The sequence below is a fragment of the Bacillus sp. ISL-47 genome, from assembly GCF_018613175.1.
Lineage (GTDB): Bacteria > Bacillota > Bacilli > Bacillales > Cytobacillaceae > Cytobacillus.
Genome location: NZ_JAGGQS010000003.1, coordinates 121,281 through 145,992 on the forward strand (window position 1 = coordinate 121,281; position 24,712 = coordinate 145,992).

A 24,712-nucleotide genomic window follows, 5' to 3' on the forward strand; every position below is an offset into this window, starting at 1 on the left:
TTTTCAAGGATCCTTTAGAATACCCCCAAAAAAGAATCCACTATACTTTAGCAAGATTCCTGCCCTTATTCAACTTTCCTGTCTTAGTTTTGCATATTATCGACTGAAAAAATCATGATTTATCATCTTTTTCTTCTTCTGTTTTCTTTACTCGGTGACTATTTTGCAAAAAGTCTTTATTAAAGCTTGTGTCCGTGCCAATTTTCGGCCCCTGAATGTGCATTCCTGATAGAGTGCCTGCATGATCGATGATCTTGGAACCATATTTTTTTCGTAAAAGGTCCATTGTTTGAAAAAGCGGTTCCTTTTTGGCATCTTTTTCGTAACTGAATAAATCCAGCTGTTTGACAGCCTGCTGGGGCTCGACAAGGTCTGTCCCTGTTATGCCGAGCAGCCTGACTGCATTTCCGTTCCAATGCTTGATGAATAGTTCTTTTGCTATTTTAAAAATCTCATCGTCCTGCTGGATGGAATTTTTAAGTTTCCGGCTTCTGGTAATGGTTTTTCTGTCCTTGTATCTGATTGTTATGCCAAGCGATGTCGCCAAAACCTTCTTCCTCTTTAATCTGGAAGAAACCTGTCCGGCTAATTTTTCAAATACCTGCAGAAGGTCCCTCTGGTTTGAAACGTCCCTTGGTAAGGTAGTCGAATTTCCTACACTCTTAAATTCGGCAGCTGACTCAGGATCGACTTTTCTGCTATCGCTGCCATTCGCTTTTTGCTTTAAGCGAGGCCCATTGATTCCCAGAGCTGCTTTTAACTGTACTTCATCTGCTTTTGCTAAATCACCGATTGTGGTGATCTTGAGATTGCGGAGCTTCTCACCGGTTTTCTTACCAACCCCGTGCATCTCTTCTACTTCCAACGGCCAAAGAATTTGGGGGACATCCCTTTTGCGGAGAACGGTAATCCCCATAGGCTTTTTCATATCGGAGGCCATTTTGGCTAAAAATTTATTGGGTGCAATGCCAATGCTGCAGGGCAAATCAAGCTGCTGAAAAATTTGTTTTTGAATGGTTTCAGCGATTTCCAGAGGGCTTCCGAACTCATAGCTTTCTGTTATGTCCACATAGCCTTCATCAATGGATACCGGCTCTACAAGAGAGGTATATTCACGCAAAATATCAAACATCCCCATAGAAGCGGCACGATATCTGTCAAAGTTCGGCTTTTTTATAATCAGCTCCGGGCAAAGCTTCTTGGCTTCCCACAACGGCATCGTTGTTTTAACGCCAAGGCTTCTAGCCTCATAGCTGCATGTGACAATAATCCCCCGCCGTTCCTCCGGATTGCCCGCGATTGCCAGAGGCTTGCCCTTTAACGATGGATCATAAGCCATTTCAACCGAGGCATAAAAACTATTCATATCAACATGGAGGATAACTCTCCCATTTTTTGGATACATATGTTTCATGCCGGCACTTCCCTATCCCTTATTCTTATTCTATTTTAACAGAATAACAGCGTTCCGATCACGTACCGGCATCTGCAGAAAAAGTAAAAACAGAGAACCTGTGATTCCCTGTTTCCATTTCAGAATTATGCTGTTGTTTGCTGTGTTTTCATATAATCCTTGATCTCCCGTATGCCTTCAAGGGATTCAACCAGTTTAAGCGGGTCAATCAACGTAATTAGCCGCGAGTCCAGATTGGCAACTCCAGTGAAATAATTGGTTTTCTGATAGGCGATCAAGCCTGGCTGTTTCAGGTTATCTGCAGGTATATCGAGAATCTCCTTTGCTTCGTTAACAAGGACAGCGAATGAAAGCTCTTCGGTTTGCAGGACAATCATTCTGGACGTTTCGGTTTCCTGAAGTGCTCGGCTATAAAGAATGCTTTCATAATCAACAACAGGGATAAGCTCTCCTCTTACTTCAGCAATTCCATTCACATAATGCGGCAAATGCGGAATCGGTGTGATTCCTTCCATTTTTTCAATTGATATAACAAAAGGAATTGGAATGGCATATTCCTCTTTCCCTACCCGGAACACGACAACTTTATTAATAGCAGTCATTCCATAGCCTCCTAGCAACACTTATGTATATAACTAATATACCATGTCCATAATTTTTTAACTAGTCCAGATGAACCATTGATGAGAATATATACAAACTCGCCTGCTGATTTCCACTCCACTCAGGAGGTACTAAAGTTAATACAATATAATACTTTTAACAAAGCAGGGATTATAAAAACAAAAAAGAGAACCGCACAATGGGTTCTCTATTCCTATAAATTAGGCTGATGCTTCTTCGATAATAGCAATTACCATTTCAGCCAGTTTATTCAGTTCTTCAATTGGCATGCGCTCATTTGTAGTATGAATTTCTTCGTACCCCACAGCAAGGTTGACTGTCGGAATGCCAAAGCCTGCAATAACGTTGGCATCACTTCCGCCCCCGCTGTGAAGAAGCTCTGAACTGCGGCCAATTTTGGCAGCTGCTCTACGTGCTAATTCTACTACATGATCGCCTTCGCCAAATTTAAAGCCCGGGTACATAACCTGTACATCCACTTCTGCCCTGCCGCCCATTTCTTGGGCTGCGCTTTCGAAGGCTTCTTTCATCCTGGCTACTTGCTGTTCCATTTTTTCCGGAATTAAAGAACGGGCTTCAGCAAGAATATCAACGTGATCGCACACAATATTTGTCTGCTGTCCGCCTTCAAAGCGCCCGATATTAGCAGTTGTTTCTTCATCGATGCGTCCTAATGGCATTCTGGAAATGGCCTTGGCCGCCATTGTAATAGCAGAAATGCCTTTTTCAGGTGCAACGCCAGCATGTGCAGTTTTCCCTAGGATAGCAGCCTTCACTTTGGCCTGGGTTGGAGCTGCAACAATGATGTTGCCGACTTTTCCGTCACTGTCTAGCGCATAGCCGTATTTAGCCTTTACAAGGGATGGATCAAGGGCCTTGGCACCGACTAAACCCGATTCTTCACCAACAGTGATAATGAATTGAATGGTACCATGAGCGATGTTCTGCTCTTTTAAAACTTTAACAATCTCAAGCATAACAGCAAGGCCTGCCTTGTCGTCTGCTCCCAAAATCGTTGTTCCGTCTGTTACAACATAGCCATCCTTAATGGAAGGCTTTATGCCCTTTCCGGGAACTACCGTATCCATGTGAGACGTGAAATAAATGGTATCCACGTCTTCCTTGGTTCCCTGAAGGGTACAAATTAAGTTGCCTGCTCCATGGCCAGTTTGGGCAGTTGTATCATCTTCGTAAACCTCAACACCAATATCCCTGAATTTTTTCTTAAGAACTTTCGCAATTTGAGCTTCATGCTTCGTTTCCGAGTCAATTTGCACGAGTTCCAGAAATTCGTTCAACAAACGTTCCTCATTAATCATTTATGTACAAACCTCCAAATTAAATGCTTACTAGGCAAGTATAACTCCAATATTTAAGCACAGCAAATCCGAAATTTCTTACAGCGGAATATTTCCATGCTTTTTATGCGGTCTGGTTTCTTTTTTATTGCGGAGCATTTCAAGTGCCTGAATGAGCTTTATTCTAGTTTCACGCGGGTCTATGACATCATCCACCATGCCTCTGCTTGCAGCAACATACGGGTTCGCAAATTTTTCCCTATACTCCTCAATTTTTTGCTCCCTAGTTGCTTCCGGATCTTCACTGTTTTGAATTTCCCTTGCAAAAATGATATTGGCTGCACCCTGAGGACCCATTACAGCAACTTCAGCGTTCGGCCACGCATACACAAGATCTGCACCAATCGATTTACTGTTCAATGCAACATATGCCCCGCCAAAGGCCTTTCTTAAAATGACAGTAAGCTTAGGTACAGTTGCTTCAGAATAGGCATATAGAATCTTTGCCCCGTGGCGGATAATGCCGCCATGCTCTTGCTTAACGCCTGGGAAAAAGCCTGTAACGTCTTCGAAGGTTATTAGTGGAATATTAAAGGAATCACAGAACCTGATAAAGCGTGATGCCTTATCAGAAGAATCAATATCAAGTCCGCCTGCCATGACCTTTGGCTGATTGCAGACAAGCCCAACCGTTTCCCCTTTGATTCTGGCTAAACCTACTACAATATTTTTAGCAAAATCCTGCTGAACCTCCATAAACGTATTCCCATCGACAACCTGTTCAATGACTTTTCTGACATCATAGGGACGCAAGGCGTCAAAAGGGATAACATCCGTCAAATCCGGACGATAATCTTCATCCTCGTCTTTTTCTGCCATTGGCGGCTTTTCCTCATTGTTCTGCGGCAAGTAGCTTAAAAGCCTGCGTACCTGCTCAATAACTTCTTCTTCGGACTCCCCTCTAAAGTGTGCGTTTCCGCTGATCGAGTTATGCACCTTGGCACCGCCGAGGTCTTCAGGTGAAATTTTCTCCCCGGTAACCGTTTCAATTACCTTTGGGCCAGTGATAAACATTTGGCTTGTTTTTTCGACCATGAACACGAAATCAGTGATAGCCGGTGAGTAGACAGCCCCCCCTGCACAAGGCCCCATAATAACAGAAATCTGGGGTATAACCCCTGAATAAATAGAATTCCGATAAAAGATATGGCCGTACCCATCAAGTGAAACAACGCCCTCCTGGATTCTCGCTCCTCCGGAATCATTCAATCCAACAAATGGAGCACCGTTCTCCGCTGCTAAATCCATAACATTCGCAATTTTCTTCGCGTGCATTTCTCCCAGTGCCCCTCCGAAAACAGTAAAATCCTGAGAGAATAAGAAGATCGGCCTTCCGTTTACTTTTCCATAGCCAGTTACAACACCATCCCCAGGACCTTTCTGATTTTCCAGTCCAAAATCGGTGCTTCGGTGTTCAATAAATGGATTCAGTTCAACAAAAGAACCCGGATCTACTAATAGGTCAATTCGTTCACGGGCAGTAAGCTTCCCTTTTTCATGCTGTTTTTGAATACGTTCATCTCCTCCGCCCAATTCAACTTCCCTGCGGCGATCGTATAATTCATTAATTTTTTCATAGATGTCTGCCATGCTTTATTCCATTCCTTTCTTTTCACAAAATTCATATAGGATGCCACCCGTTGACTTCGGATGCATAAAGGCTACTTGTGCACCTCCTGCTCCAGGCTTCGGGGCATCCTGCAGCATTCTGATCCCCTTCTCTTTCATTTCATTGATGCGCTCCTGGATGCTGTCGACTCCTAATGCCACATGATGCAGGCCTTCCCCGCGCTTTTCAATAAATTTGGCGATTGGACTTTCTGGGCTGGTTGGCTCCAATAACTCCAGTTTGGTTTCACCTGCTTTTAGGAAAGCAACCTTTACTCCCTGGCTTTCAACTTCCTCAATCCCAAGGAATGGCAGCTGAAGAGTCTCCGTATAAAATGGAAGCGCTTCATCTAAAGATCTAACAGCTATCCCTATATGGTCCACCTTTTTGATCACTTACTTCTCCTCCTAAGAATGTCGAAAGATTATATAATCTTATACCCGATTAAACGGGCACTTTTAAGGTCTATTATCTAGTTATTCGTCAAATATGTCGAAAATCCTTTTAAAAATTGAGCGGTTGTTCAATTTGAAGATTCTTAGTAAAATAATATTAAGAATTCGGGCGAGGAGGCATAGAATGTCTAACAAGAAATTGATGAAAGTCGTTGTATATTTAATGATATTTGCCATGCTTGCATCAACCCTCATTATGGGCATGGCGATGTTCTTTTAAAAGATAGGAGATCCGGAATGTGTTTTCGAGCGGGAAGTGCAAGCTTTCCGCTTCTTTACCGTTTCCAGAGGTACGTTTTAGAAAACAGCTTTTTAAAATATCCGATTTTCAGCTAATTGGTTTTCTATTTTATCTAGATAAAAAAATACCCTTACACCTGACTTAACTTTTTTTCATACACATATATTTTAACCACAAAAAAACTGCACCAATGAGGTGCAGCCCTTTATTGTCCTTTAAAATATCCTTTATTGATTGCCCTGTAATCCCTCCCAAGTTCCTCGAAGCTTTTGTCTGAAGTAACAACTAGGATCTTTGTACCAATCGGCACATATTCGTAAAGCGATTCGACTGCCTCATTCTGCATCCTGATACACCCTTGGGAAACATATTTTCCAATAGAGGATGGATTATTGGTTCCATGAATGCCGTAAATCCTTCCATCTGTATCCACTGCGTCAAAACCGATCCACCTTGTTCCCAGAGGGTTATTCGGGTCGCCGCCTTTTATATCCTTCCTTCGGTAATAAGGATTGGCAGCTTTTACTGTTACTGTAAAAAAACCTTCAGGCGTGAGGTCCTCCGTCTTTCCAGTTGCCGCTGTGATAACTGTTTGAACTTTATTGTCCTGAATAAAAGCTACTTCATTCGATTTTTTATTTACAATTAAAAAAGGATCTCCCGGCAGCGGGTTTGGCCCCAGCGGCCAGATCGGGGAAAAAGAAAAAAGCATAATCGCTGCAGCAGCAAGCTTAAGCATGCAAAATCACGCTCCCGTTCATTTCCCTTAGTTTGCTTCAGCAGGCTGGGTTTGATTCATCTCCCTGTCTTTTAACCCTTTAAATGAACTCTTAATAATCAAATATTGTTCCATCTCTTTTACAAAATGAAGAAGGGCGGCACGGGCTTCAAATTCCTCCCGCGTTTTTGGCAGCTCCATTTCTTCAAAAGAAACTCTCATTCGATACAGCTTTTCGAGGAATTGAATGGCCGTGTTCCCCGGATGGATATGTTCTGATAATTCTTCGATAAAGTCAGCAATCATCTCCCCCTGTTCTACCGTAAGTGAAATGGAAGTAACACTCGGGAGGACACGTTCGATAATTTCAAATTGTTTTTCCCGCATTTTAAAGTAGTTGTAGTATAAATCGTCATTTCTGAGGAAATGGTTTTCTACATCCCTAAATGCCAGCGTTTTCGCCTCATTAATCAATTCCATGGTCTCAGTAATTTCTTTACCGTCCCATGCGCTTTCATTGGTGCGCAAATAAATGACAATTTCATCAAAGATGATCTTAAAATTTTCTTCTATTTGCAGACGATATTCCTTTAATTTAGTTTCAAGGCTTGGCATATAAAGGTTTGCGATTAGCGCCACACCAATTCCGACAATGATAATGCCCAATTCATTCAGAAGGAGTTCCCTCGTCACTTCCCCTGCAGAATAAATATGGAGGATGATGACTGAGCTTGTGACAATGCCATCACTAACCTTCACCATTACAGCAGTGGGAATAAAAAACAGAAGCAGCAGTCCGATCACCAGGGGATGATAGGCGGCACCTTCAAAAAACAGAGAAGAGAACACCATTGCCATTAAACAGGCAAAAAAACGATCCCAGGAAGCACGCAGTGATTTTTTCTTTGTTACTTTTATACAAAGGATCGTTAGAATGCCTGCTGAAACGAAGTTATCCAACTGCAGCATTTGTGCAATCATAATGCTTATGGAGGTACCCAACGCAGTTTTAATCGTTCTATAGCCTATTTTGTACTTCATATTTGTCAAGCTCCTATATTAATCTGTCTATTTAAAATTGGGAATACAAGGCAAATATTCAAACTAAGTTTTTACCATTTAAATAGCAAGAGAAGATGATCCTACTTGACCATCTTCTCCCATAAGCATATATCGTTTATAGCATCTTTTGCAAGAAATCTCTTGCACGGTCACTGGACGGATTAGAAAAGAACTCTTTTGGCGAAGCATCCTCTACAAGGACACCGCCGTCCAGGAAGAGTACCCGGTCGGCTACTTCACGTGCAAAGCCCATTTCATGGGTAACAATAGCCATCGTCATTCCAGTATGGGCTAATGCTTTCATGACCTCCAGCACTTCTTTCACCATTTCAGGATCAAGCGCTGATGTCGGTTCGTCAAAAAGCATCACATCCGGCTGCATAGCTAGAGCTCTAGCAATAGCAACCCTTTGCTTTTGGCCGCCTGATAATCGGCTCGGATACTCATGTGCTTTAGCAGACAAACCAACCTTTTCCAAAAGTTGAAGTCCAATTTTCTCTGCTTCCTGCTTGGAAATTCCTTTTACTTTTACAGGAGCATAAGTAAGATTCTGCAGGACTGTTTTATGAGGAAATAGGTGAAAGTGCTGGAAAACCATGCCGACATTTTGGCGTACCTTCATAATATTTGTACTTTTATTTGTAATGTCCTGCCCATTGATCAGGATCCGGCCATCTGTTGGGGCTTCCAGCAGATTGATGCAGCGGAGAAAGGTTGACTTCCCTGATCCAGAGGGTCCGATAATGGCCACGACTTCACCGTCCTTAATGCTTGTAGATATTCCTTTAAGCACTTCCAGTTTACCGAAACTCTTATGCAAATTATCCACTTTAATCACTGCGTCTCATTCTCCTTTCAATCCCTTTGCCAAGCAGAGTCAGGATCATGACCATAATATAATAGATCAGACCGGCAATCAGAATCGGTTCAAAGTAAGAAAATTTCTCTCCGCCAACAATATAAGCACGGCGCATGACATCAGTAACCCCGATAACCGTAACGATTGCCGATTCCTTTGTTAGGGTAATAAACTCGTTCATCAAAGCAGGCAGAATGTTTTTCATCGCCTGCGGAAGGATGATATCCATCATTGCCGGCCTATAAGGAACACCAAGAGCCATCGCCGCTTCGGTTTGCCCTTTATCAACGGCCAGGATACCGGCACGGATAATCTCCGAAATATAGGCAGCCGAGTTTAGTCCAAAAGAAAGAACAGCCGCTGTCGATGGATCAATTTTATAGCCAATCAACTGTGGAGACCCATAGTAAATCAGCATCAGCTGGAGTACAAGGGGTGTTCCTCTGAAAACGGAGGTATATGCATCTGCAATCCACCCGAGAAATTTAAATCTGCTTATCTTAAAAAATGATAATATGATACCCAATACAAATCCCAATATAGCTGCAAGGGAAACAATTTGGAGTGTTACCCCAATTCCCTTAAGTATATAAGGAAGGGAGGGAATGAACTGCTGAAAATCCAGATTCACTTTCTTTTCATCCTCTCTATTAGTAAATTAATACTTTTAGCTTCAAGTAAGAATAAAGCGTCCAAAGGAAGAATGCCCCGGACGCCAATTCCCACAAGTTATTTATTATCAAACCATTTAACGATAAGCTCTTCCAATTCACCATTTTCTTTCATCTTAACAAGTTCTGCATTAAACTCCTCAGTTAAGTCGCTGCCCTTAGGGAAAGCAATGGCAGAGCCAGCTTCCTGCTCATCTTCTTCGATTGTAAAGCCTGAAAGATCTTCATTTTTTTCAAAATATCCTTTTGCAACTGTGTCTTCAATGATAGCAGCATCAAAACGTCCTGCCAGAATTTCCTGAATCAATTCTGGGATACGATTGCGGTTTTCAACACTCAAGTCAACTGTCTCACCAATTTCTTCTGCTTTATCAGCTTGAATGGAAGCAAGCTGGACTCCCACAGTTTTACCGTTCAAATCTTCAAGTGACTCGATGCCGCTTCCCTTTTCAGATACAATCATATGGCTTGCTGTATAATACACATCACTGAAATCAACGTTCTGTTTGCGCTCATCAGTTGGAGTCATGCCAGCCAGCACAAAATCTACCTGGCTGGTTTCCAATGCAGGAATCAATCCATTAAAGTCCATATCCTTCACTTGAATTTCATATCCAAGCTTTTCGGCAATAGCCTTAGCCAAGTCCACATCAAACCCTATAATTTCTTCGCCTTTTGCAGAATCTACGTATTCAAATGGCGGATAATCTGCTGATGTACCCATTGTTAAAACCTTTTTATCCGATCCTTTATCGCCTGATCCGTTAGCTGAATCCTTTTCACTTGTACCGCAAGCTGCCAATAAACCAACTAAAAGCATGCTGATGGCTATCATGATGAATTTTTTCATTTTGTTTTCCCCCTGTATAATCTGAATAATATCTATAAAACTATTAATAAATATTCACTAAAATGAATTTTAACACATTTTTATATTTATGCAATATCATTTTAAATATCAAATTAAAGTTCAACTATTCAGAAATATTACCCGAAAAAAAAAGCCCCGAATCGGGGCTTTTCCAGTATTAAAGCTCTTCGCAGAATTTCTCGTAGGCATCCTGCAGCTTTTGAACAACAGCCATTGGTTCATGGCCTTCAATATCATGGCGCTCAATCATAGTGCATAATTCACCATCTTTAAGCAGCGCAAAAGAAGGTGATGAAGGCGGATAACCAGTAAAATAAGATCTCGCTTTTTCCGTCGCATCCTTATCTTGGCCTGCAAAGACAGTTACCAGATGGTCAGGGCGCTTATCATAATGCAAGGAATGGGCAGCTGCCGGACGGGCAATTCCGCCTGCACATCCGCACACAGAGTTGACCATTACAAGTGTAGTCCCTTTTTTGTTAAGGGCCTCATCTACTTCTTCAGGTGTAGTTAATTCCGTATAGCCCGCATGCACGATTTCCTGGCGCGCCTGCTTAACGACATCATTCATAAATAAATTAAAATCCATATTCAAATTTAATCTCTCCTCTGCTGAGTAAGTAATGTTAGTGACTATATACATAATACCAATACAGGAACAAAATTTACAATCACGACAATTTTTCACAAAAAAAAAGTTTAGGTTCCTGAGAAAGGGGAATGATAAAAGTACAGCTAGATCCATACCCCTAAACTCCCTAGATTCGCCAGTGCCATAAAGGCACTGGCCATTTTTTTGCATTCTTTTTTATGTAAAGCAGCCCTATCCCAGGGCAGCTCTCTTCATTTACTTTTTAGCATACACATTAAATAATTCTTCAACTGCCGAGGTTACGGTCCGGTTTCCGGCAATTACTTCATTTTCTATTCTAGGCAGGAGAGGTTTGACATCAGGATGATAAAAAAAGCTGAACTGAAGCTCATCCATGATCATTGAGTGAATCCATTCTTTGGTCTGCAGCCTTCTTCTTTCTTCAAATACGCCTGATTTTTTTGTATTCTTTTCAAACCTGCTGATCATTTCCCATAACTCCTGGATTCCCTCGTTTAAGGTAGATGAACAGGTATAGGCTTTTGTTTGCCAGTCTTTGGTGGCTGGCTGAAGAAAGTGAAGGATGCGGTCATATTCCGCTTTCGTTTTTTCAGCCAACTTCTTATTTTGGCCATCCGCTTTATTTACAATAACTGCATCAGCCAATTCCATTATGCCTTTTTTCATGCCCTGCAATTCATCCCCAGCCCCAGTCAAGGTCAGGAGCATAAAAAAGTCCACCATATCCCTCACAATGACTTCGCTCTGCCCGACACCAACCGTTTCGACCAGGATAACATCAAAGCCAGCTGCTTCGCATAGCAGCATAGTTTCCCTTGTTTTCCGATGAACTCCGCCAAGCTTCCCAGCAGACGGTGAAGGTCTTATAAAAGCACGCGGATTTCTTGAAAGCTGCTCCATCCTCGTTTTATCGCCAAGAATGCTCCCGCCGCTCAAGCTGGAACTTGGATCGACAGCAAGGACGGCAACCTTCAAGCCTGAATTACATAAGAAAGTTCCAAAAGACTCAATGAACGTGCTTTTCCCCGCACCAGGCACACCTGTAATGCCAATCCGCAAAGATTTTCCTGAATGGGGCAGAAGGTTTTGAAGCAGCTCCTGGGCATGGCGAAAGTGATGCTCCGCGTTGCTTTCAATCAGTGTGATGGCACGGGCAAGCAAGCTGCGCTCACCCTTAAGGATGCCTTCTTCTAAAACGTTAAGATCAGGCAAAGATGGAGACTTTTTTTGAAAACGTCCTTTCTTCACAAATTGCTGTGATGAACCTCCATTCTCCACTCCTCTACGTACTATACTTGTAAAATTGTCTGCGTTTTTATCATCAAACCAATCAGGTTTCTTATCTTCAGGCATTTACTGGGTCACTTCCTCATACCCGAGGCGGCTGTATATTTCTCTGATAACTTTTTGAGCCGCAACAGGAATTACTGTACCTGGGCCAAAAATGGCAGAAGCCCCGTGCTCATATAGGTAATCGTAGTCCTGCGCCGGAATGACTCCGCCAATCACGACCATAATATCATCCCTTCCCAGCTTTTTAAGCTCCTCAATAAGCTGGGGAAGAAGAGTTTTATGGCCGGCTGCCAGCGAACTGATTCCGATGACATGAACATCATTTTCTACAGCCTGCATCGCTGTTTCTTCAGGTGTCTGAAATAGTGGGCCGATATCCACATCAAATCCCAGGTCAGCAAATGCTGTTGAAATAACCTTTGCACCTCTATCATGTCCGTCCTGCCCCATCTTTGCAATCAAAATTCTAGGTCTTCTTCCTTCATTCTCGAGGAAATCGTCGGTCATTTGTTTAACTTCTGCAATTTCTTCTTCATTTGAAAAAGCAGAGCTATATACACCGCTAATTGAACGAATAATTGCTTTATGACGATTTGCCACTTTTTCAATTGCTTCCGAGATTTCACCAAGCGTTGCCCTGACTCTTGCTGCTTTTACTGCCAGCTCAAGCAGGTTGCCTTCACCAGTCTCTGCTGCTCTCGTTATGGAGTCTAAAGCTTCTGTTACTTTTCCATTGTCACGGGAAGCTTTAAGATTCGTCAGCTTTTCAATTTGCTTTAAGCGTACAGCAGTATTATCAATGTCCAGAATTTCAATTGGATCTTCTTTTTCCAAACGGTATTGGTTAACACCAATGATGGTTTCTTTGCCTGAATCTATTTGCGCCTGCCTTCTGGCTGCTGCTTCTTCTATTCTCATTTTAGGCAAGCCTGTTTCGATTGCTTTAGCCATACCGCCCAGATTTTCAATTTCCTCAATATGCTCCCAAGCACGCTTAATTAATTGGTCTGTTAATGCCTCTACATAATATGAGCCACCCCATGGATCAATTACATTGGTTATTCCCGTTTCTTCCTGAAGATACAGCTGGGTATTTCGGGCAATACGTGCTGAAAAATCAGTCGGCAATGCTATGGCTTCATCCAAAGCATTTGTATGGAGTGATTGCGTGTGGCCCATTGCCGCTGCATGCGCTTCAATAAGGGTTCTTGTTACATTATTAAAAGGGTCCTGCTCAGTTAAACTCCAGCCGGAAGTTTGGGAATGCGTCCTGAGAGCCATGGATTTTGTATTTTCCGGTTCAAAGGTTTTCATCATTTTTGCCCATATATAGCGGGCTGCCCTCATTTTGGACACTTCCATGAAGTAATTCATCCCAATCGCCCAGAAGAACGAAAGCCGTGGTGCGAATAAATCAATATCTATGCCGGCACTTAGTCCAGTTCTTACGTATTCCAATCCATCTGCCAGAGTGTAGGCAAGTTCGATGTCAGCGGGCGCTCCCGCTTCCTGCATGTGATAGCCCGAAATACTGATGCTATTGAATTTAGGCATGTATTTGGATGTATATTCGAATATATCAGCAATGATTTTCATCGACATTTCCGGCGGGTAAATATAGGTGTTGCGCACCATATACTCTTTTAAAATATCATTTTGAATCGTCCCTGAAAGCTTTTCCTGGCTGACTCCCTGTTCTTCCGCTGTGACAATATAGAATGCCATAACTGGCAGCACCGCTCCATTCATTGTCATGGATACAGACATCTGGTCCAAAGGAATTCCATCAAAAAGTGTTTTCATATCAAGTATGGAATCAATCGCTACCCCTGCTTTCCCAACATCCCCTACTACTCTTGGATGATCAGAATCATAGCCTCTATGCGTAGCTAAGTCGAAAGCAACAGATAAGCCCTTTTGCCCCATCGCAAGATTTCGGCGGTAAAAAGCATTGCTTTCTTCAGCTGTCGAAAACCCGGCATACTGTCGGACTGTCCACGGCCTGTTCACATACATAGTTGAGTATGGTCCCCTGGTATAGGGAGGCAGTCCTGGCTTATCATTTAGATGCTGTAAACCTTTAAGATCTTCTTCTGTATATAATGGCTTAATCTTAATTTGCTCATTTGTTTCAAAAAGAAGATTATCAATAGATTGACTGATTTCTTCCTCTGCTTTCTTTTTCCAGTGCTCTTTAGTTGCTTGTTTCTTATCAGAAATATTTATGCTTTTAAAGTCAGGTTTATTGGCCACTGCTAGCCACCTCCATTTCGTTAAGCAGACTCAAGAGAGTTTTATAGCAATTGCTTTTTACATGGACAAATCCATTAACTCCCGCTGCAGTATACTCCGGCTGTTTGTTTTCTTCTGGAAGACCTGCTAAGAATAGCTTCGCATCCGGAAAGGCTTCTTTAACCTGTTTAATAATAGGCAAAGCCATGCTGTCATATTGCTCATTTGATCCGCAAATAAAATAGTGTCTGCAGTTTGATTCTCTTATAAAGGCTGCTGCTGTTTCAGAATCCTCCACTGATTTACTTTTGACAGCCCTTATTGCCCCCGGTGCCAAAAAGCCTGCAATAAAATCAGCCCGTGCTTTATGGTCCTTGAGCGCTCCAAGGCATATAAGCCCTGCTTCCGGATTAATGCCTTTACTGCTTAAATTTTCAGAAGCCCTGCGCAAGCCTTCATATGATTCGGAAAGGCGAATTTGCGGAATCGGCTGGATACTGCCGTTCTCATGTTGGACAGTTTTAATTTTTACCTGTAGCGGCTTGTCATCCAAATTGGCATAAATATTTGTACCGATTATACTTTGTTTCCTCGTTTCAATATCTTGTTTTCGCTTCTCAAGGACTTGCTTAATCTGGTCCTGAACCCACCCTGACTTCAAGGCTTCAGCCATACCATTACGCTTTTCAATCTCAAGGAAAAGAGCCCAGGCTTTTTCAGTGAGTTCGTTTGTCAGGTGCTCAACATACCAGGAACCCCCTGCCGGGTCCGAAACCTTAAGCAAATGGGCTTCCTCCCTTAATATCAGCTGCGTATTACGGGCAATCCGGTCACCTAGAGGAGAATCAGATGCTTCCGGTTCATTATACGGACTCACATGAAGATATTGGACGCCGCCTAAAACAGCTGCAAACGCTTCATTTCCTGCTCTGAGCATATTCACATAAGGGTCATAGGCTGACTTAGAAAAAAATGAAGTTTCAGCAGAAATCACTATTTTCTTGCTATCCTCTGAAGCACCATATGCTTCTGCCACTTTACTCCATAGAACCCTTGCGGAGCGCAGCTTGGCTATTTCCAAAAAAAAGTTAGAGCCGATGGAAAATTTAAATACCACTTTGGACAAAATGTCCTCGAGGTTTTGCCCTTTATCGAGAAAATACTGCAGGTGATTTACGCCGGAGGCAACTGCAAAAGCAAGCTCTTGGACTGCGTTCGCTCCGCCATTATGATAGACTGCAGAATCAGCCATGATCGTTTTTAGCTTTGGCATTTTTTCTGCTGCCAAGCTGATTGCATCAATCCATTGATCATAAGCTTCATCGATTGAGCGATCGTTCAACTTCGCTGTAGCGGCAGCAGCCAGTGGATCGCTGGCAATATAACCTGAAATTTTTTCACTGTCTTCCAATTTCGCAAGTTCCCCGATCAGCTGCTGATTATAATTAACCTCGACGCAGAAAGGATGTTTTTTATAGAGGTCTCCAACTGCCTTTCTTATCTCCTTAAGATCTTCCAATTGATCCGGCTGGAAAGCAAGAGCAGTCTGCCCTTTTTCTGTGGCTTCATGAAGCTTTTCTGATAACTCCTCGGTAGTTAAGGCACTGATTTTTTGTGCGACCTTCCATTCTTCTGACAGGTATCCTCCGGGATTTGGTCCCCTTCTGAAATCGGCTTGACCTGGATACTGGGATAAAGCATATGTCTCCATATCTTCTTTTGAATAAAGCGGTTTCAATTTAATGTTTTCATATGTAGTACTGGACAATGATTCAATGGACTTTCCTTTAAGCGTTTTTTCCGCATTTTGTTTCCATTCTTCCATATTCTGTTCCGGAAATCTTGCTTCCATCATATTTTTTAATGACATAATAGGCTGCCAGGTAACTGACAGCATTCCCTCCCCTCATTAATGAATAAGGCTGTCACGGAACTGCCGCTTATTAAAGTGCATGAACCGTACTATTTAATTATAATAAAATTCAAAATTCTTTATATAACCATTTTAGTATACATATAGGAAACAAGCAATGAACATCAAGCCTTTTAGGACTTTCTTTATCCCTAATAAATAAACCGCCGCCCTGGTTTGGGCAGCGGTTTAATTCCACATTAATAGACAGATGTATTTTCCTTTGACGTGTTCTCGAGAATTTCTTTAACACGCTGCAGGAAGCGGCCGCACACAAGGCCGTCCAATACACGGTGGTCAAGCGACATGCAAAGGTTAACCATATCACGAACGGCAATCATACCGTTGTTCATAACTACAGGACGCTTAACAATTGATTCAACCTGCAAAATTGCAGCTTGAGGGTAATTGATAATACCCATGGATTGGACAGAACCAAATGAACCTGTGTTGTTGACTGTGAAAGTGCCGCCCTGCATTTCAGCAGAAGTCAGCTTTCCAGTACGAACCTTCACTGCCAAATCATTGATCTCTCGGGCAATGCCTTTAATTGTTTTTTCATCTGCCGCGTTGATGACAGGAACGAATAATGCATCATCTGTAGCAACAGCAATGGAGATATTAATATCTTTCTTCTGAATAATCTTGTCTCCAGCCCACATGGAATTAATCTGCGGGAATTCCTTAAGAGCCTGTGCAACAGCTTTTACGAAGAAAGCAAAGAATGTCAGGTTGAAACCTTCTTTTTGCTTAAATTCTCCCTTAATGCTATTACGGTACTCCACAAGATTCGTTACGTCCACTTCCATCATTGTCCATGCATGTGGCGCTTCATGCTTGCTTCGAAGCATATTTGCAGCTATAGCCTTTCGGACTCCTGTGACAGGAATCTCAACATCACCAGGCAATACAGGAACATTTGGAGCCGGTGCTGCCGGTTTGGCTGGTGCTGCCGGCTGAGAAGGTGCAGATGCTGCTGGCTCTTCTGTCTTATCCGGTGCCGCCGGTGCAGCATTGGCCGAAGGGATGTTGCCTGACTCAATGATTTTCATAAGGTCTTTACGGGTAATACGGCCGCCGCCGCCTGTACCTGTTACCTGATTCAAGTCAATGCCATGTTCTTGTGAAAGTTTCAATACGGCCGGAGAATATCGAGCTCCCTTTGGACTGTCTGCCTTAGCAGGTGCCTTTGGAGCAGAATCCGCTTCATTTCCGCCTGATTGTGCAGGTTCAGCCTTTTCTTCCGCACTAGGCTCAGATGTTGCTGGAGCAGCTTCGCCGCCTTCAGTTTCAATCGTCAAAATCACCTGTCCAACTTCATAAGTCTCACCCTCTTCGGCAATCAATTCTTTGATCACACCTGTGAAAGAAGATGGTACCTCCGCATTTACTTTATCTGTCATTACCTCTGCAAGAGGATCATATTTATTTACTTTATCACCAACGGAAACCAGCCATTTGCTGATCGTACCTTCTGTTACACTCTCCCCAAGCTGGGGCATTTTAATTTGCTCGATAGCCAATGGGTATACCTCCTTCTAGCTCCCCGCTTATTGCGGGATATCAGACTGTGGAGCTTTTCCTAGTAAAAAACTCCACCTCTCTGTTTTCTCCATTTATAATTTGTTGAACGGCCAGTTCGATTAAAATTCCGCTAATTCACGCATTGCTTTTTCTACTTTATCCGGATTTACCATGAAGTATTTCTCCATTGTCGGTGCGTATGGCATCGCAGGAATATCCGGGCCTGCAAGGCGTTTGATTGGTGCATCTAGTTCAAACAGGCAATTTTCTGCGATGATTGCAGAAACCTCGCCCATGATGCTTCCTTCCTTGTTGTCCTCAGTTAGAAGCAGTACTTTTCCAGTTTTTGAAGCAGCTTCAATGATTGCTTCCTTATCAAGCGGATATACTGTTCTTAAGTCCAGGATGTGTGCTGAGATGCCGTCTTTGGCAAGCCTTTCGGCAGCCTGAAGGGCAAAGTGGACACATAGGCCATAAGTGATAACCGTGATATCTTCTCCTTCACGCTTAACATCTGCTTTACCAATTGGAAGAACATAATCATCTTCAGGAACTTCCCCTTTAATAAGACGGTATGCTCGTTTATGTTCAAAGAACAATACAGGGTCTTCATCGCGGATAGCAGCTTTTAAAAGCCCTTTAACATCATACGGAGTAGATGGCATGACAATTTTTAATCCAGGCTGATTCGCAAATACTGCCTCTACAGATTGGGAGTGATAAAGAGCACCATGAACACCTCCGCCATATGGTGCACGAATAACCATTGGACAGTTCCAGTCATTATTTGAACGGTATCGAATTCTTGCTGCTTCCGAAATAATTTGGTTCACAGCCGGCATGATAAAGTCGGCAAACTGCATTTCTGCAATCGGGCGCATCCCATACATTGCAGCACCGATTCCCACCCCTGCAATGGCAGATTCAGCAAGCGGTGTATCTATTACACGGTCTTCACCGAACTTGTCATACAAGCCTTGGGTGGCTTTAAATACACCGCCCTTTTTACCTACGTCTTCACCTAATACAAAAACCTTTGGATCTCTTTCCATTTCCTCGCGGATTGCCATTGTTACCGCATCGATATAAGAAATTACAGCCATATTCTCTCCCCCTTACTGTTCAGCATAAACATGTTTCAATGCATATTCCGGCTCTGCATATGGAGCATTTTCTGCATAATCAGTTGCTTCGTTCACCTGTCTCATTACACGGTCATTAATTTCTTTTTCCAAGCCATCATCCATTACTCCAGCTTCTTTTAAATAAGCACCAAAAGTAATGATAGGGTCTTTGGTTTTCGCTTCTGCGACTTCATCAGGAGCACGATAGCTGCGGTCATCATCATCAGAAGAGTGCGGAGTCAGACGGTATGAAATTGTTTCAATTAAAGTAGGTCCTTCGCCACGGCGGCCTCTATCTGCTGCTTCTTTAACTGCTTTATATACTTCAAGCGGATTATTTCCATCTACAGTAAACCCGGGCATCCCATAGCCAATAGCTCTATCTGAAACATTTTCGCAGGCAAGCTGTTTCTCAATTGGAACCGAGATTGCATACTTATTGTTTTCACACATAAAGATTACCGGAAGTTTGTGGACACCAGCAAAATTGGCGCCTTCATGGAAATCGCCCTGATTTGAAGAACCCTCGCCGAAAGTGACAAACGTTACAAGGTCTTTGCCTTCCAGCTTTCCGCCAAGTGCTACACCAACAGCATGCGGTACTTGAGTTGTAACCGGTGAAGACCCTGTTACGATATTGTTCTTCTTTTGGCCAAAGTGTCCTGGCATCTGGCGTCCGCCGGAGTTTGGATCTTCCGCTTTTGCAAAGCCTGAAAGCATTAGTTCTTTGGCCGTCATGCCGAAAGTCAGAACTACACCCATATCACGATAATACGGAAGTACATAATCCTTTTCCTTATCAAGAGCAAATGCAGCACCTACTTGGGCAGCTTCCTGTCCCTGGCATGAGATAACAAACGGAATTTTCCCAGCACGGTTTAAAAGCCACATACGCTCATCAATGCGGCGAGCCAATAGCATCGTCTCATACATTTCAAGAACCTTTTCATCACTTAAACCTAATTCTTTATGACGGTTTTCAGCCATTTATATAACCTCCTAAACTTTTATGTACTTGCCGGTATCCTGTTCAGGAGGCCGGCATTATTAGTTGCATCAAATATCTTTTAACCGTGAATCGCTTTTCCATCAACAGCAAGAGCTGCTTCTCCAATTGCTTCCGATAATGTCGGATGCGGGTGAATAGTATGAGCCACTTCCCATGGTGTAGCATCAAGAACACGCGCAAGGCCAGCTTCTGAAATCATATCTGTCACATGCGGGCCAATCATATGTACACCAAGGATATCGTCGGTATCTTTATCAGCAACTATTTTAACGAAACCATCTGACTCTCCAAACACAAGTGCCTTGCCGATTGCGCGGAATGAGAACTTGCCAGTCTTTACATTTAAGCCTTTTTCTCTTGCTTCATCCTCTGTTAATCCTACACTTGCTGCCTCTGGCGCACTGTAAATACATTTGGACACCAGGCTGTAATCAATTGGAGAAGGATTTTGCCCGGCAATGTGCTCTACAGCAACAATGCCTTCATGGGATGCAACATGGGCAAGCTGAAGGCCGCCTATAACATCACCAATCGCATAGATATGGGATTCCTTTGTCTGGAAGTATTCATTCGTTGTAATGAAGCCTTTTTCAATTTGGATCTCTGTATTTTCTATGCCAATCCCCTCTACATTTGCCTGGCGGCCGACTGAAACAAGCAGTTTTTCAGCAGAGAATTCCTTTTGTGACCCCTTCACTTCTGCAGAAATCGTTACGCCTTCGCCTTTTTGCAATGTTTCAGGAAGAACCTTGGCACCTGTAACTATTTTTACGCCTTTCTTTTTCATGAGGCGCTGCATTTCTTTTGATATTTCTTTATCTTCTGTAGGAATAATGCGATCTGCATATTCAAGAACTGTCACATCAGCACCGAAATCAGATAGCATTGAAGCCCATTCAATCCCGATTACACCGCCGCCGACAATAATGATGGAACTTGGAATTTCTTCCAAAGCCAGCGCCTCATCTGAAGTCATTACCAATTGGCCATCAATATCCAATCCTGGAAGACTGCGCGGACGCGATCCTGTAGCAACAATGACGTTCTTAGGGATCAGCATTTCGTTCTCGTCGCCATTGTTCATTTCAACAGAAATGGTCCCAGGCATTGGAGAAAAAATGGAAGGTCCCAAAATACGTCCTGTTCCTTCAAAAACATCAATCTTCCCCTGCTTCATTAGGTGCTGTACTCCCTTATGCAGCTGGTCAACGATTTTGTTCTTTCTTTCCTGAACTTTTCCAAAATTGATGGATACATCACGTGTCACAACGCCAAAATCTTCACTATGTTTTGCTGTTGCAAAAACTTCAGCACTTCTCAATAATGCCTTACTTGGAATACACCCTTTGTGTAGGCAGGTTCCTCCCAGCTTGCCTTTTTCAACTATTGCCGTTTTTAATCCCAGCTGGGATGCACGGATGGCGGCTACATAACCGCCTGTGCCTCCGCCTAAGATGACTAAATCATACTCCTGTGCCAAGTTGCTTCCCCCTTTTTATTTGATTGCTGCTTTGTTTGCTGTTTTTCCTGGATATTCTTTTTCTTTTTCTTCACCGCGCAGGACACGCAATGCCCCTTCTGCGAGTGCCTGAAGCTCATTTTCGCCTGGCTGGATAATTACGTCAGCGATCCAGTTGATGCGCTCACTGATTTCTTTTACGAAACCTTTTCCATAAGCCAGGCCTCCTGTAAGAATGATGGCATCTACCTTGCCGCCAAGTATAGCGCTGGCGGAGCCAATTTCTTTTGCAACCTGATAAGCCATTGCGGAATAAACCAGCTTAGCTTTTTCATCTCCATTTTCGATCATCTTTTCAACCTTTACAGCATCATTTGTTCCTAGATAACCGACAAGTCCGCCTTGTCCAACAAGCTTTTTCATGACTTCTTCACGATAAAAGCTTCCAGAGTAGCAAAGTGCAACTAAATCGCCAGCAGGGACTGTTCCTGCCCGTTCAGGACTGAAAGGCCCGTCGCCGTGCAAGCCGTTATTGACATCAACCACTCTGCCCTGCTTATGGGCACCAACCGTAATGCCTCCGCCCATATGAGTGACAATCAAGTTCAGCTCCTCATATCTCTTTCCAAGATCTTTTGCAACTCTTCTAGCAACAGCTTTTTGGTTCAGAGCGTGAAATATGCTTTTTCTTTCAATCATTGAAAAGCCGGAAATTCGGGCAATTGGGTCAAGCTCATCAACCACAACCGGGTCAACAATATAAGAGGGGATATTCAGCCCCGAAGCAATTTCATATGCAAGGATTCCGCCCAGGTTTGAAGCATGCTGACCTGAAAAACCAGCGCGCAAATCCTTAAGCATTGCCTCATTTACAGTATAAGTGCCCCCCTCTATGGGACGGAGCAGCCCGCCGCGGCCACATACAGCACTTAGCTTTGAAATATTGATCCCTTCATGATCCAATGTTTCAAGAATGGTCTTTTTACGGAATTCATATTGGTCGATAATATTTTCAAATGAGTTAATGACATCTGTATCATGGCGCAATGTTTTTTCCAGGACAGAAATCTCATTATCGAAAACTCCAATCTTTGTTGAAGTGGATCCCGGATTGATGACGAGAATTCGATGTTCTTGTTCTAGCACGTTTAAACCTCCATTAAAAAGCGGAAAACTCCCTTGTAAATAGCAACCTTTTACTAAGGAACTCAAGCTGCCGCTGCGTATTTTTTCAGTTCTATATTTAAGGCTCTGTTAAATTTGCCTGTCGAATTAAGCACGAGGCACTCCCGCAGGACTTTGAGCTTCCTAGAGTAAACACCTCGCCGTAAGGAAATGCGAATGCATTTTCGCTGGATTAGTGCCTTCCGCTCCAATCAACAGGGTACTAAAAACAACAATAACCTTTAACAGAGCCATATTTAAAGCCAAAGACGCTGAATTTTCATTCAGCGTTTTTGCTTTCCGGGCTTGAATGGCCATGGATTCAATGACTCCTATTCAATTCGGCCATTGCCTGCTTTATCTGCGGCTTAGGATATGGTGGCCGTTTTGCAAGAATTGGCCTCGGGAATTGCGCATTCTTTCAATTCTTTCCTCAGCCATACGGTCAGCCGCTTTGTATGTTGGTATGCCATCTCTTTTAGCAATTTCAATAACTTTTTCGATATTATTGTAAACCGTTTCAACTTTTTTCATGGCGCGTTCACGGTTATAGCCGTATAACTCATCTGCAACGTTAATAACCCCGCCAGCATTTATGACATAGTCAGGAGCGTAGACGATGCCCATTTCATGTATTTGATCGCCATGGCGTGTTTCCTTAAGCTGATTGTTGGCAGCTCCTGCGATAACTTTTGCTTTTAGCTGAGGAATTGTATCATCATTAATGGTTGCACCTAATGCACATGGAGCGTAAATATCACAATCAACTCCATAAATTTCATTTGGTTCAACAGCTTTTGCGCCAAATTCTTCAACTGCACGCTGAACTGCTTCTTTATTAATATCCGTTACAATCAGCTGACCTCCTTCTTCATGCAGGTGGCGGCAAAGGTTGTACGCAACATTTCCTACACCCTGAACAGCAATTGTTTTGCCTTCCAAAGAGTCTGTTCCAAAGGCTGCTTTTGCTGCGGCTTTCATCCCTCTGTATACGCCATAGGCAGTTACAGGTGAAGGGTTCCCAGAAGAGCCGAAAGCAGGTGATATTCCAGTTACATAATCAGTCTCCTCGTGGATCAGGTCCATATCAGCTACAGTAGTCCCTACATCTTCTGCAGTGATGTAACGGCCGTTTAAGCCTTGAATATAGCGGCCGAAAGCACGGAACATTTCTTCATTTTTGTCTTTGCGCGGATCGCCGATAATAACTGTTTTTCCGCCCCCAAGATTTAAGCCGGCAGCCGCGTTTTTATAAGTCATGCCGCGGGAAAGGCGAAGCGCATCCTCAATAGCCGCTTCTTCGGATTCATAAGTCCACATGCGTGTTCCTCCAAGGGCAGGTCCCAAGGTGGTATCGTGAATGGCAATAATAGCCTTTAACCCTGATTGCTTATCCTGGCAAAAAACCACTTGCTCATAATCGTAAGTTTCTAAGTACTTGAAGATTTCCATCTTAAAATTCCTCCCCGGATTCTTTTAAAGAAGTATGTTATTTTCACCTGGTATATCGTGCTTTTGCAGCAGACAATCAAGCCGCATAATATCCTATTTTGCAGAGCAGATAGCTAACGCTAAAGAATACACTTTGCTTTCAGCAGAATCAGCCCTGGATGTTAGAACGATAGGCGCCTTAGCGCCGGCAATAACCGCGCCCACCTTTGCTTTTGCAAAATAGACGAGAGATTTATATAAAGCATTCCCCACTTCTATTGTGGGAACTAATAAAATATCTGCCTGTCCGGCAACCTCACTCGTTATCCCCTTATGTTCGGCAGCCTCAAAAGAAATTGCATTATCTAGAGCCAGAGGGCCATCCACAACACAATCTTTAATTTGTCCCCGCTTATTCATAAGAGTTAAAGCAGACGCATCCAGCGTGGCCTGCATAGCCGGATTAACAGCCTCCACAGCAGCAATCGGTGCAACCAGCGGCTTCTCAATCCCGATGCTTCTTGCTATGTTAACTGCATTTTTCACTATTTGGGCTTTCTGATTAAGATCAGGTGCAATATTCATAGCTGCATCTGTAATAATTATAAATCGTTCAAATCCGGGAACCTCAAACACCGCAACATGCGATAAAGCATTTCCTGTCCTTAAACCGAAATCTTTATTCAAAACAGCCTTTAAGATTCCTGCAGTAGGAATATTCCCTTTCATCAAAACATTAGCTTTAAGTTCCTGTACAGCCCTCACAGCCTGTTCCGCCGCCGAAGCTGCAGTATCTGCATGAATGATTTTAAGCTTAGGGCTTTCAAATAATCCCCTATACTTCTGATTTATTAACTCGTGAATCTTTTCTTCATTCCCGAATAATAAAAAGCTTGCTAAGTTAAGCTTAATCGCTTCTGCGACAGCTTCCAGCACTTCTTCGTCCTCTGCTGCGGCTACGGCTACCGTTTTTTCATCATATTGGGTTGCTCTTGCTATAAGCGAATCCAATTCCATCTGTTCAACCCCCTTACCAGAAAAAGCGCATGGCGCTAAGCCAAGCTTCTTC

At 43.0% G+C, this 24,712-nt stretch carries 22 protein-coding genes; 1 reads left to right on the forward strand and 21 read right to left on the reverse strand.

The window, feature by feature from the left end; all coding sequences use genetic code 11:
* Window positions 1-112: 112 nt before the first annotated feature.
* The 5 genes from J7I93_RS02285 to mce form a co-directional block, all read right to left on the reverse strand.
* Window positions 113-1,414 (reverse strand): DNA polymerase IV, encoded by a 1,302-nt coding sequence (locus J7I93_RS02285; protein WP_214722861.1) that lies wholly within the window; start codon window positions 1,412-1,414, stop codon window positions 113-115.
* A gap of 125 nt (window positions 1,415-1,539) precedes the next feature.
* Window positions 1,540-2,016 carry a chemotaxis protein CheW gene (locus J7I93_RS02290; RefSeq protein WP_214722863.1) on the reverse strand — a complete coding sequence of 159 codons (477 nt, stop codon included), beginning with the start codon at window positions 2,014-2,016 and terminating at the stop codon, window positions 1,540-1,542.
* Between the two features lie 222 nt (window positions 2,017-2,238).
* The gene (locus tag J7I93_RS02295; RefSeq protein ID WP_214722865.1) at window positions 2,239-3,357 is read right to left on the reverse strand and encodes a tripeptidase T; all 1,119 of its coding nucleotides are present in this window, start codon (window positions 3,355-3,357) and stop codon (window positions 2,239-2,241) included.
* A gap of 78 nt (window positions 3,358-3,435) precedes the next feature.
* Window positions 3,436-4,986: an acyl-CoA carboxylase subunit beta gene (locus tag J7I93_RS02300; RefSeq protein WP_214722868.1), complete on the reverse strand. Its 1,551-nt coding sequence runs from the start codon at window positions 4,984-4,986 to the stop codon at window positions 3,436-3,438.
* A gap of 3 nt (window positions 4,987-4,989) precedes the next feature.
* On the reverse strand, window positions 4,990-5,400 hold the full coding sequence (mce, locus tag J7I93_RS02305; protein ID WP_214722870.1) for a methylmalonyl-CoA epimerase: 411 nt from the start codon (window positions 5,398-5,400) through the stop codon (window positions 4,990-4,992).
* Between the two features lie 184 nt (window positions 5,401-5,584).
* On the opposite strand from mce, the gene prli42 reads away from it, so the two are divergent.
* Entirely contained in the window at window positions 5,585-5,680 is a 96-nt protein-coding gene (gene prli42 / locus J7I93_RS02310) for a stressosome-associated protein Prli42 (RefSeq protein WP_157452401.1), read from the forward strand.
* Window positions 5,681-5,906: 226 nt separating this feature from the next.
* Here the strand turns inward: prli42 and J7I93_RS02315 are convergent, their stop codons facing one another.
* The 16 genes from J7I93_RS02315 to yqiS form a co-directional block, all read right to left on the reverse strand.
* Window positions 5,907-6,440: a L,D-transpeptidase gene (locus J7I93_RS02315; protein WP_214722872.1), complete on the reverse strand. Its 534-nt coding sequence runs from the start codon at window positions 6,438-6,440 to the stop codon at window positions 5,907-5,909.
* Window positions 6,441-6,467: 27 nt separating this feature from the next.
* Complete coding sequence (locus J7I93_RS02320) at window positions 6,468-7,460, reverse strand: aromatic acid exporter family protein (RefSeq protein ID WP_214722874.1); 993 nt, start codon at window positions 7,458-7,460, stop codon at window positions 6,468-6,470.
* Between the two features lie 136 nt (window positions 7,461-7,596).
* On the reverse strand, window positions 7,597-8,319 hold the full coding sequence (locus tag J7I93_RS02325) for an amino acid ABC transporter ATP-binding protein (RefSeq protein WP_214722877.1): 723 nt from the start codon (window positions 8,317-8,319) through the stop codon (window positions 7,597-7,599).
* Window positions 8,312-8,971 carry an amino acid ABC transporter permease gene (locus J7I93_RS02330; protein WP_214722879.1) on the reverse strand — a complete coding sequence of 220 codons (660 nt, stop codon included), beginning with the start codon at window positions 8,969-8,971 and terminating at the stop codon, window positions 8,312-8,314. Before J7I93_RS02330 ends, J7I93_RS02325 begins: the two co-directional genes overlap by 8 nt.
* A gap of 98 nt (window positions 8,972-9,069) precedes the next feature.
* The gene (locus J7I93_RS02335; protein ID WP_214722881.1) at window positions 9,070-9,861 is read right to left on the reverse strand and encodes a transporter substrate-binding domain-containing protein; all 792 of its coding nucleotides are present in this window, start codon (window positions 9,859-9,861) and stop codon (window positions 9,070-9,072) included.
* A 178-nt stretch (window positions 9,862-10,039) separates the two neighbouring features.
* The gene (locus tag J7I93_RS02340; protein WP_214722883.1) at window positions 10,040-10,477 is read right to left on the reverse strand and encodes a BrxA/BrxB family bacilliredoxin; all 438 of its coding nucleotides are present in this window, start codon (window positions 10,475-10,477) and stop codon (window positions 10,040-10,042) included.
* A 252-nt stretch (window positions 10,478-10,729) separates the two neighbouring features.
* Window positions 10,730-11,848: a methylmalonyl Co-A mutase-associated GTPase MeaB gene (gene meaB, locus J7I93_RS02345; protein ID WP_214722885.1), complete on the reverse strand. Its 1,119-nt coding sequence runs from the start codon at window positions 11,846-11,848 to the stop codon at window positions 10,730-10,732.
* Window positions 11,849-14,041 (reverse strand): methylmalonyl-CoA mutase, encoded by a 2,193-nt coding sequence (gene scpA, locus J7I93_RS02350; protein WP_214722887.1) that lies wholly within the window; start codon window positions 14,039-14,041, stop codon window positions 11,849-11,851.
* Window positions 14,031-15,917: a methylmalonyl-CoA mutase subunit beta gene (locus J7I93_RS02355; protein ID WP_214987807.1), complete on the reverse strand. Its 1,887-nt coding sequence runs from the start codon at window positions 15,915-15,917 to the stop codon at window positions 14,031-14,033. The genes scpA and J7I93_RS02355 overlap by 11 nt, the downstream gene beginning before the upstream one ends.
* Window positions 15,918-16,132: 215 nt before the next feature.
* The gene (locus J7I93_RS02360) at window positions 16,133-17,455 is read right to left on the reverse strand and encodes a dihydrolipoamide acetyltransferase family protein (RefSeq protein WP_214722889.1); all 1,323 of its coding nucleotides are present in this window, start codon (window positions 17,453-17,455) and stop codon (window positions 16,133-16,135) included.
* 120 nt (window positions 17,456-17,575) lie between these two features.
* Window positions 17,576-18,559, reverse strand: coding sequence for an alpha-ketoacid dehydrogenase subunit beta (locus J7I93_RS02365; protein WP_214722891.1), 984 nt, complete (start codon window positions 18,557-18,559; stop codon window positions 17,576-17,578).
* A 12-nt stretch (window positions 18,560-18,571) separates the two neighbouring features.
* Window positions 18,572-19,567 (reverse strand): thiamine pyrophosphate-dependent dehydrogenase E1 component subunit alpha, encoded by a 996-nt coding sequence (locus J7I93_RS02370; protein WP_214722893.1) that lies wholly within the window; start codon window positions 19,565-19,567, stop codon window positions 18,572-18,574.
* An 80-nt stretch (window positions 19,568-19,647) separates the two neighbouring features.
* Window positions 19,648-21,069, reverse strand: a complete 1,422-nt coding sequence (gene lpdA, locus J7I93_RS02375) for a dihydrolipoyl dehydrogenase (RefSeq protein WP_214722895.1) — start codon at window positions 21,067-21,069, stop codon at window positions 19,648-19,650.
* 15 nt (window positions 21,070-21,084) lie between these two features.
* Window positions 21,085-22,194, reverse strand: a complete 1,110-nt coding sequence (gene buk / locus J7I93_RS02380) for a butyrate kinase (RefSeq protein ID WP_214722897.1) — start codon at window positions 22,192-22,194, stop codon at window positions 21,085-21,087.
* Between the two features lie 375 nt (window positions 22,195-22,569).
* Window positions 22,570-23,664: a Leu/Phe/Val dehydrogenase gene (bcd, locus tag J7I93_RS02385; RefSeq protein WP_214722899.1), complete on the reverse strand. Its 1,095-nt coding sequence runs from the start codon at window positions 23,662-23,664 to the stop codon at window positions 22,570-22,572.
* Between the two features lie 93 nt (window positions 23,665-23,757).
* On the reverse strand, window positions 23,758-24,660 hold the full coding sequence (yqiS, locus tag J7I93_RS02390) for a phosphate butyryltransferase (RefSeq protein ID WP_214722901.1): 903 nt from the start codon (window positions 24,658-24,660) through the stop codon (window positions 23,758-23,760).
* Window positions 24,661-24,712: the final 52 nt, after the last annotated feature.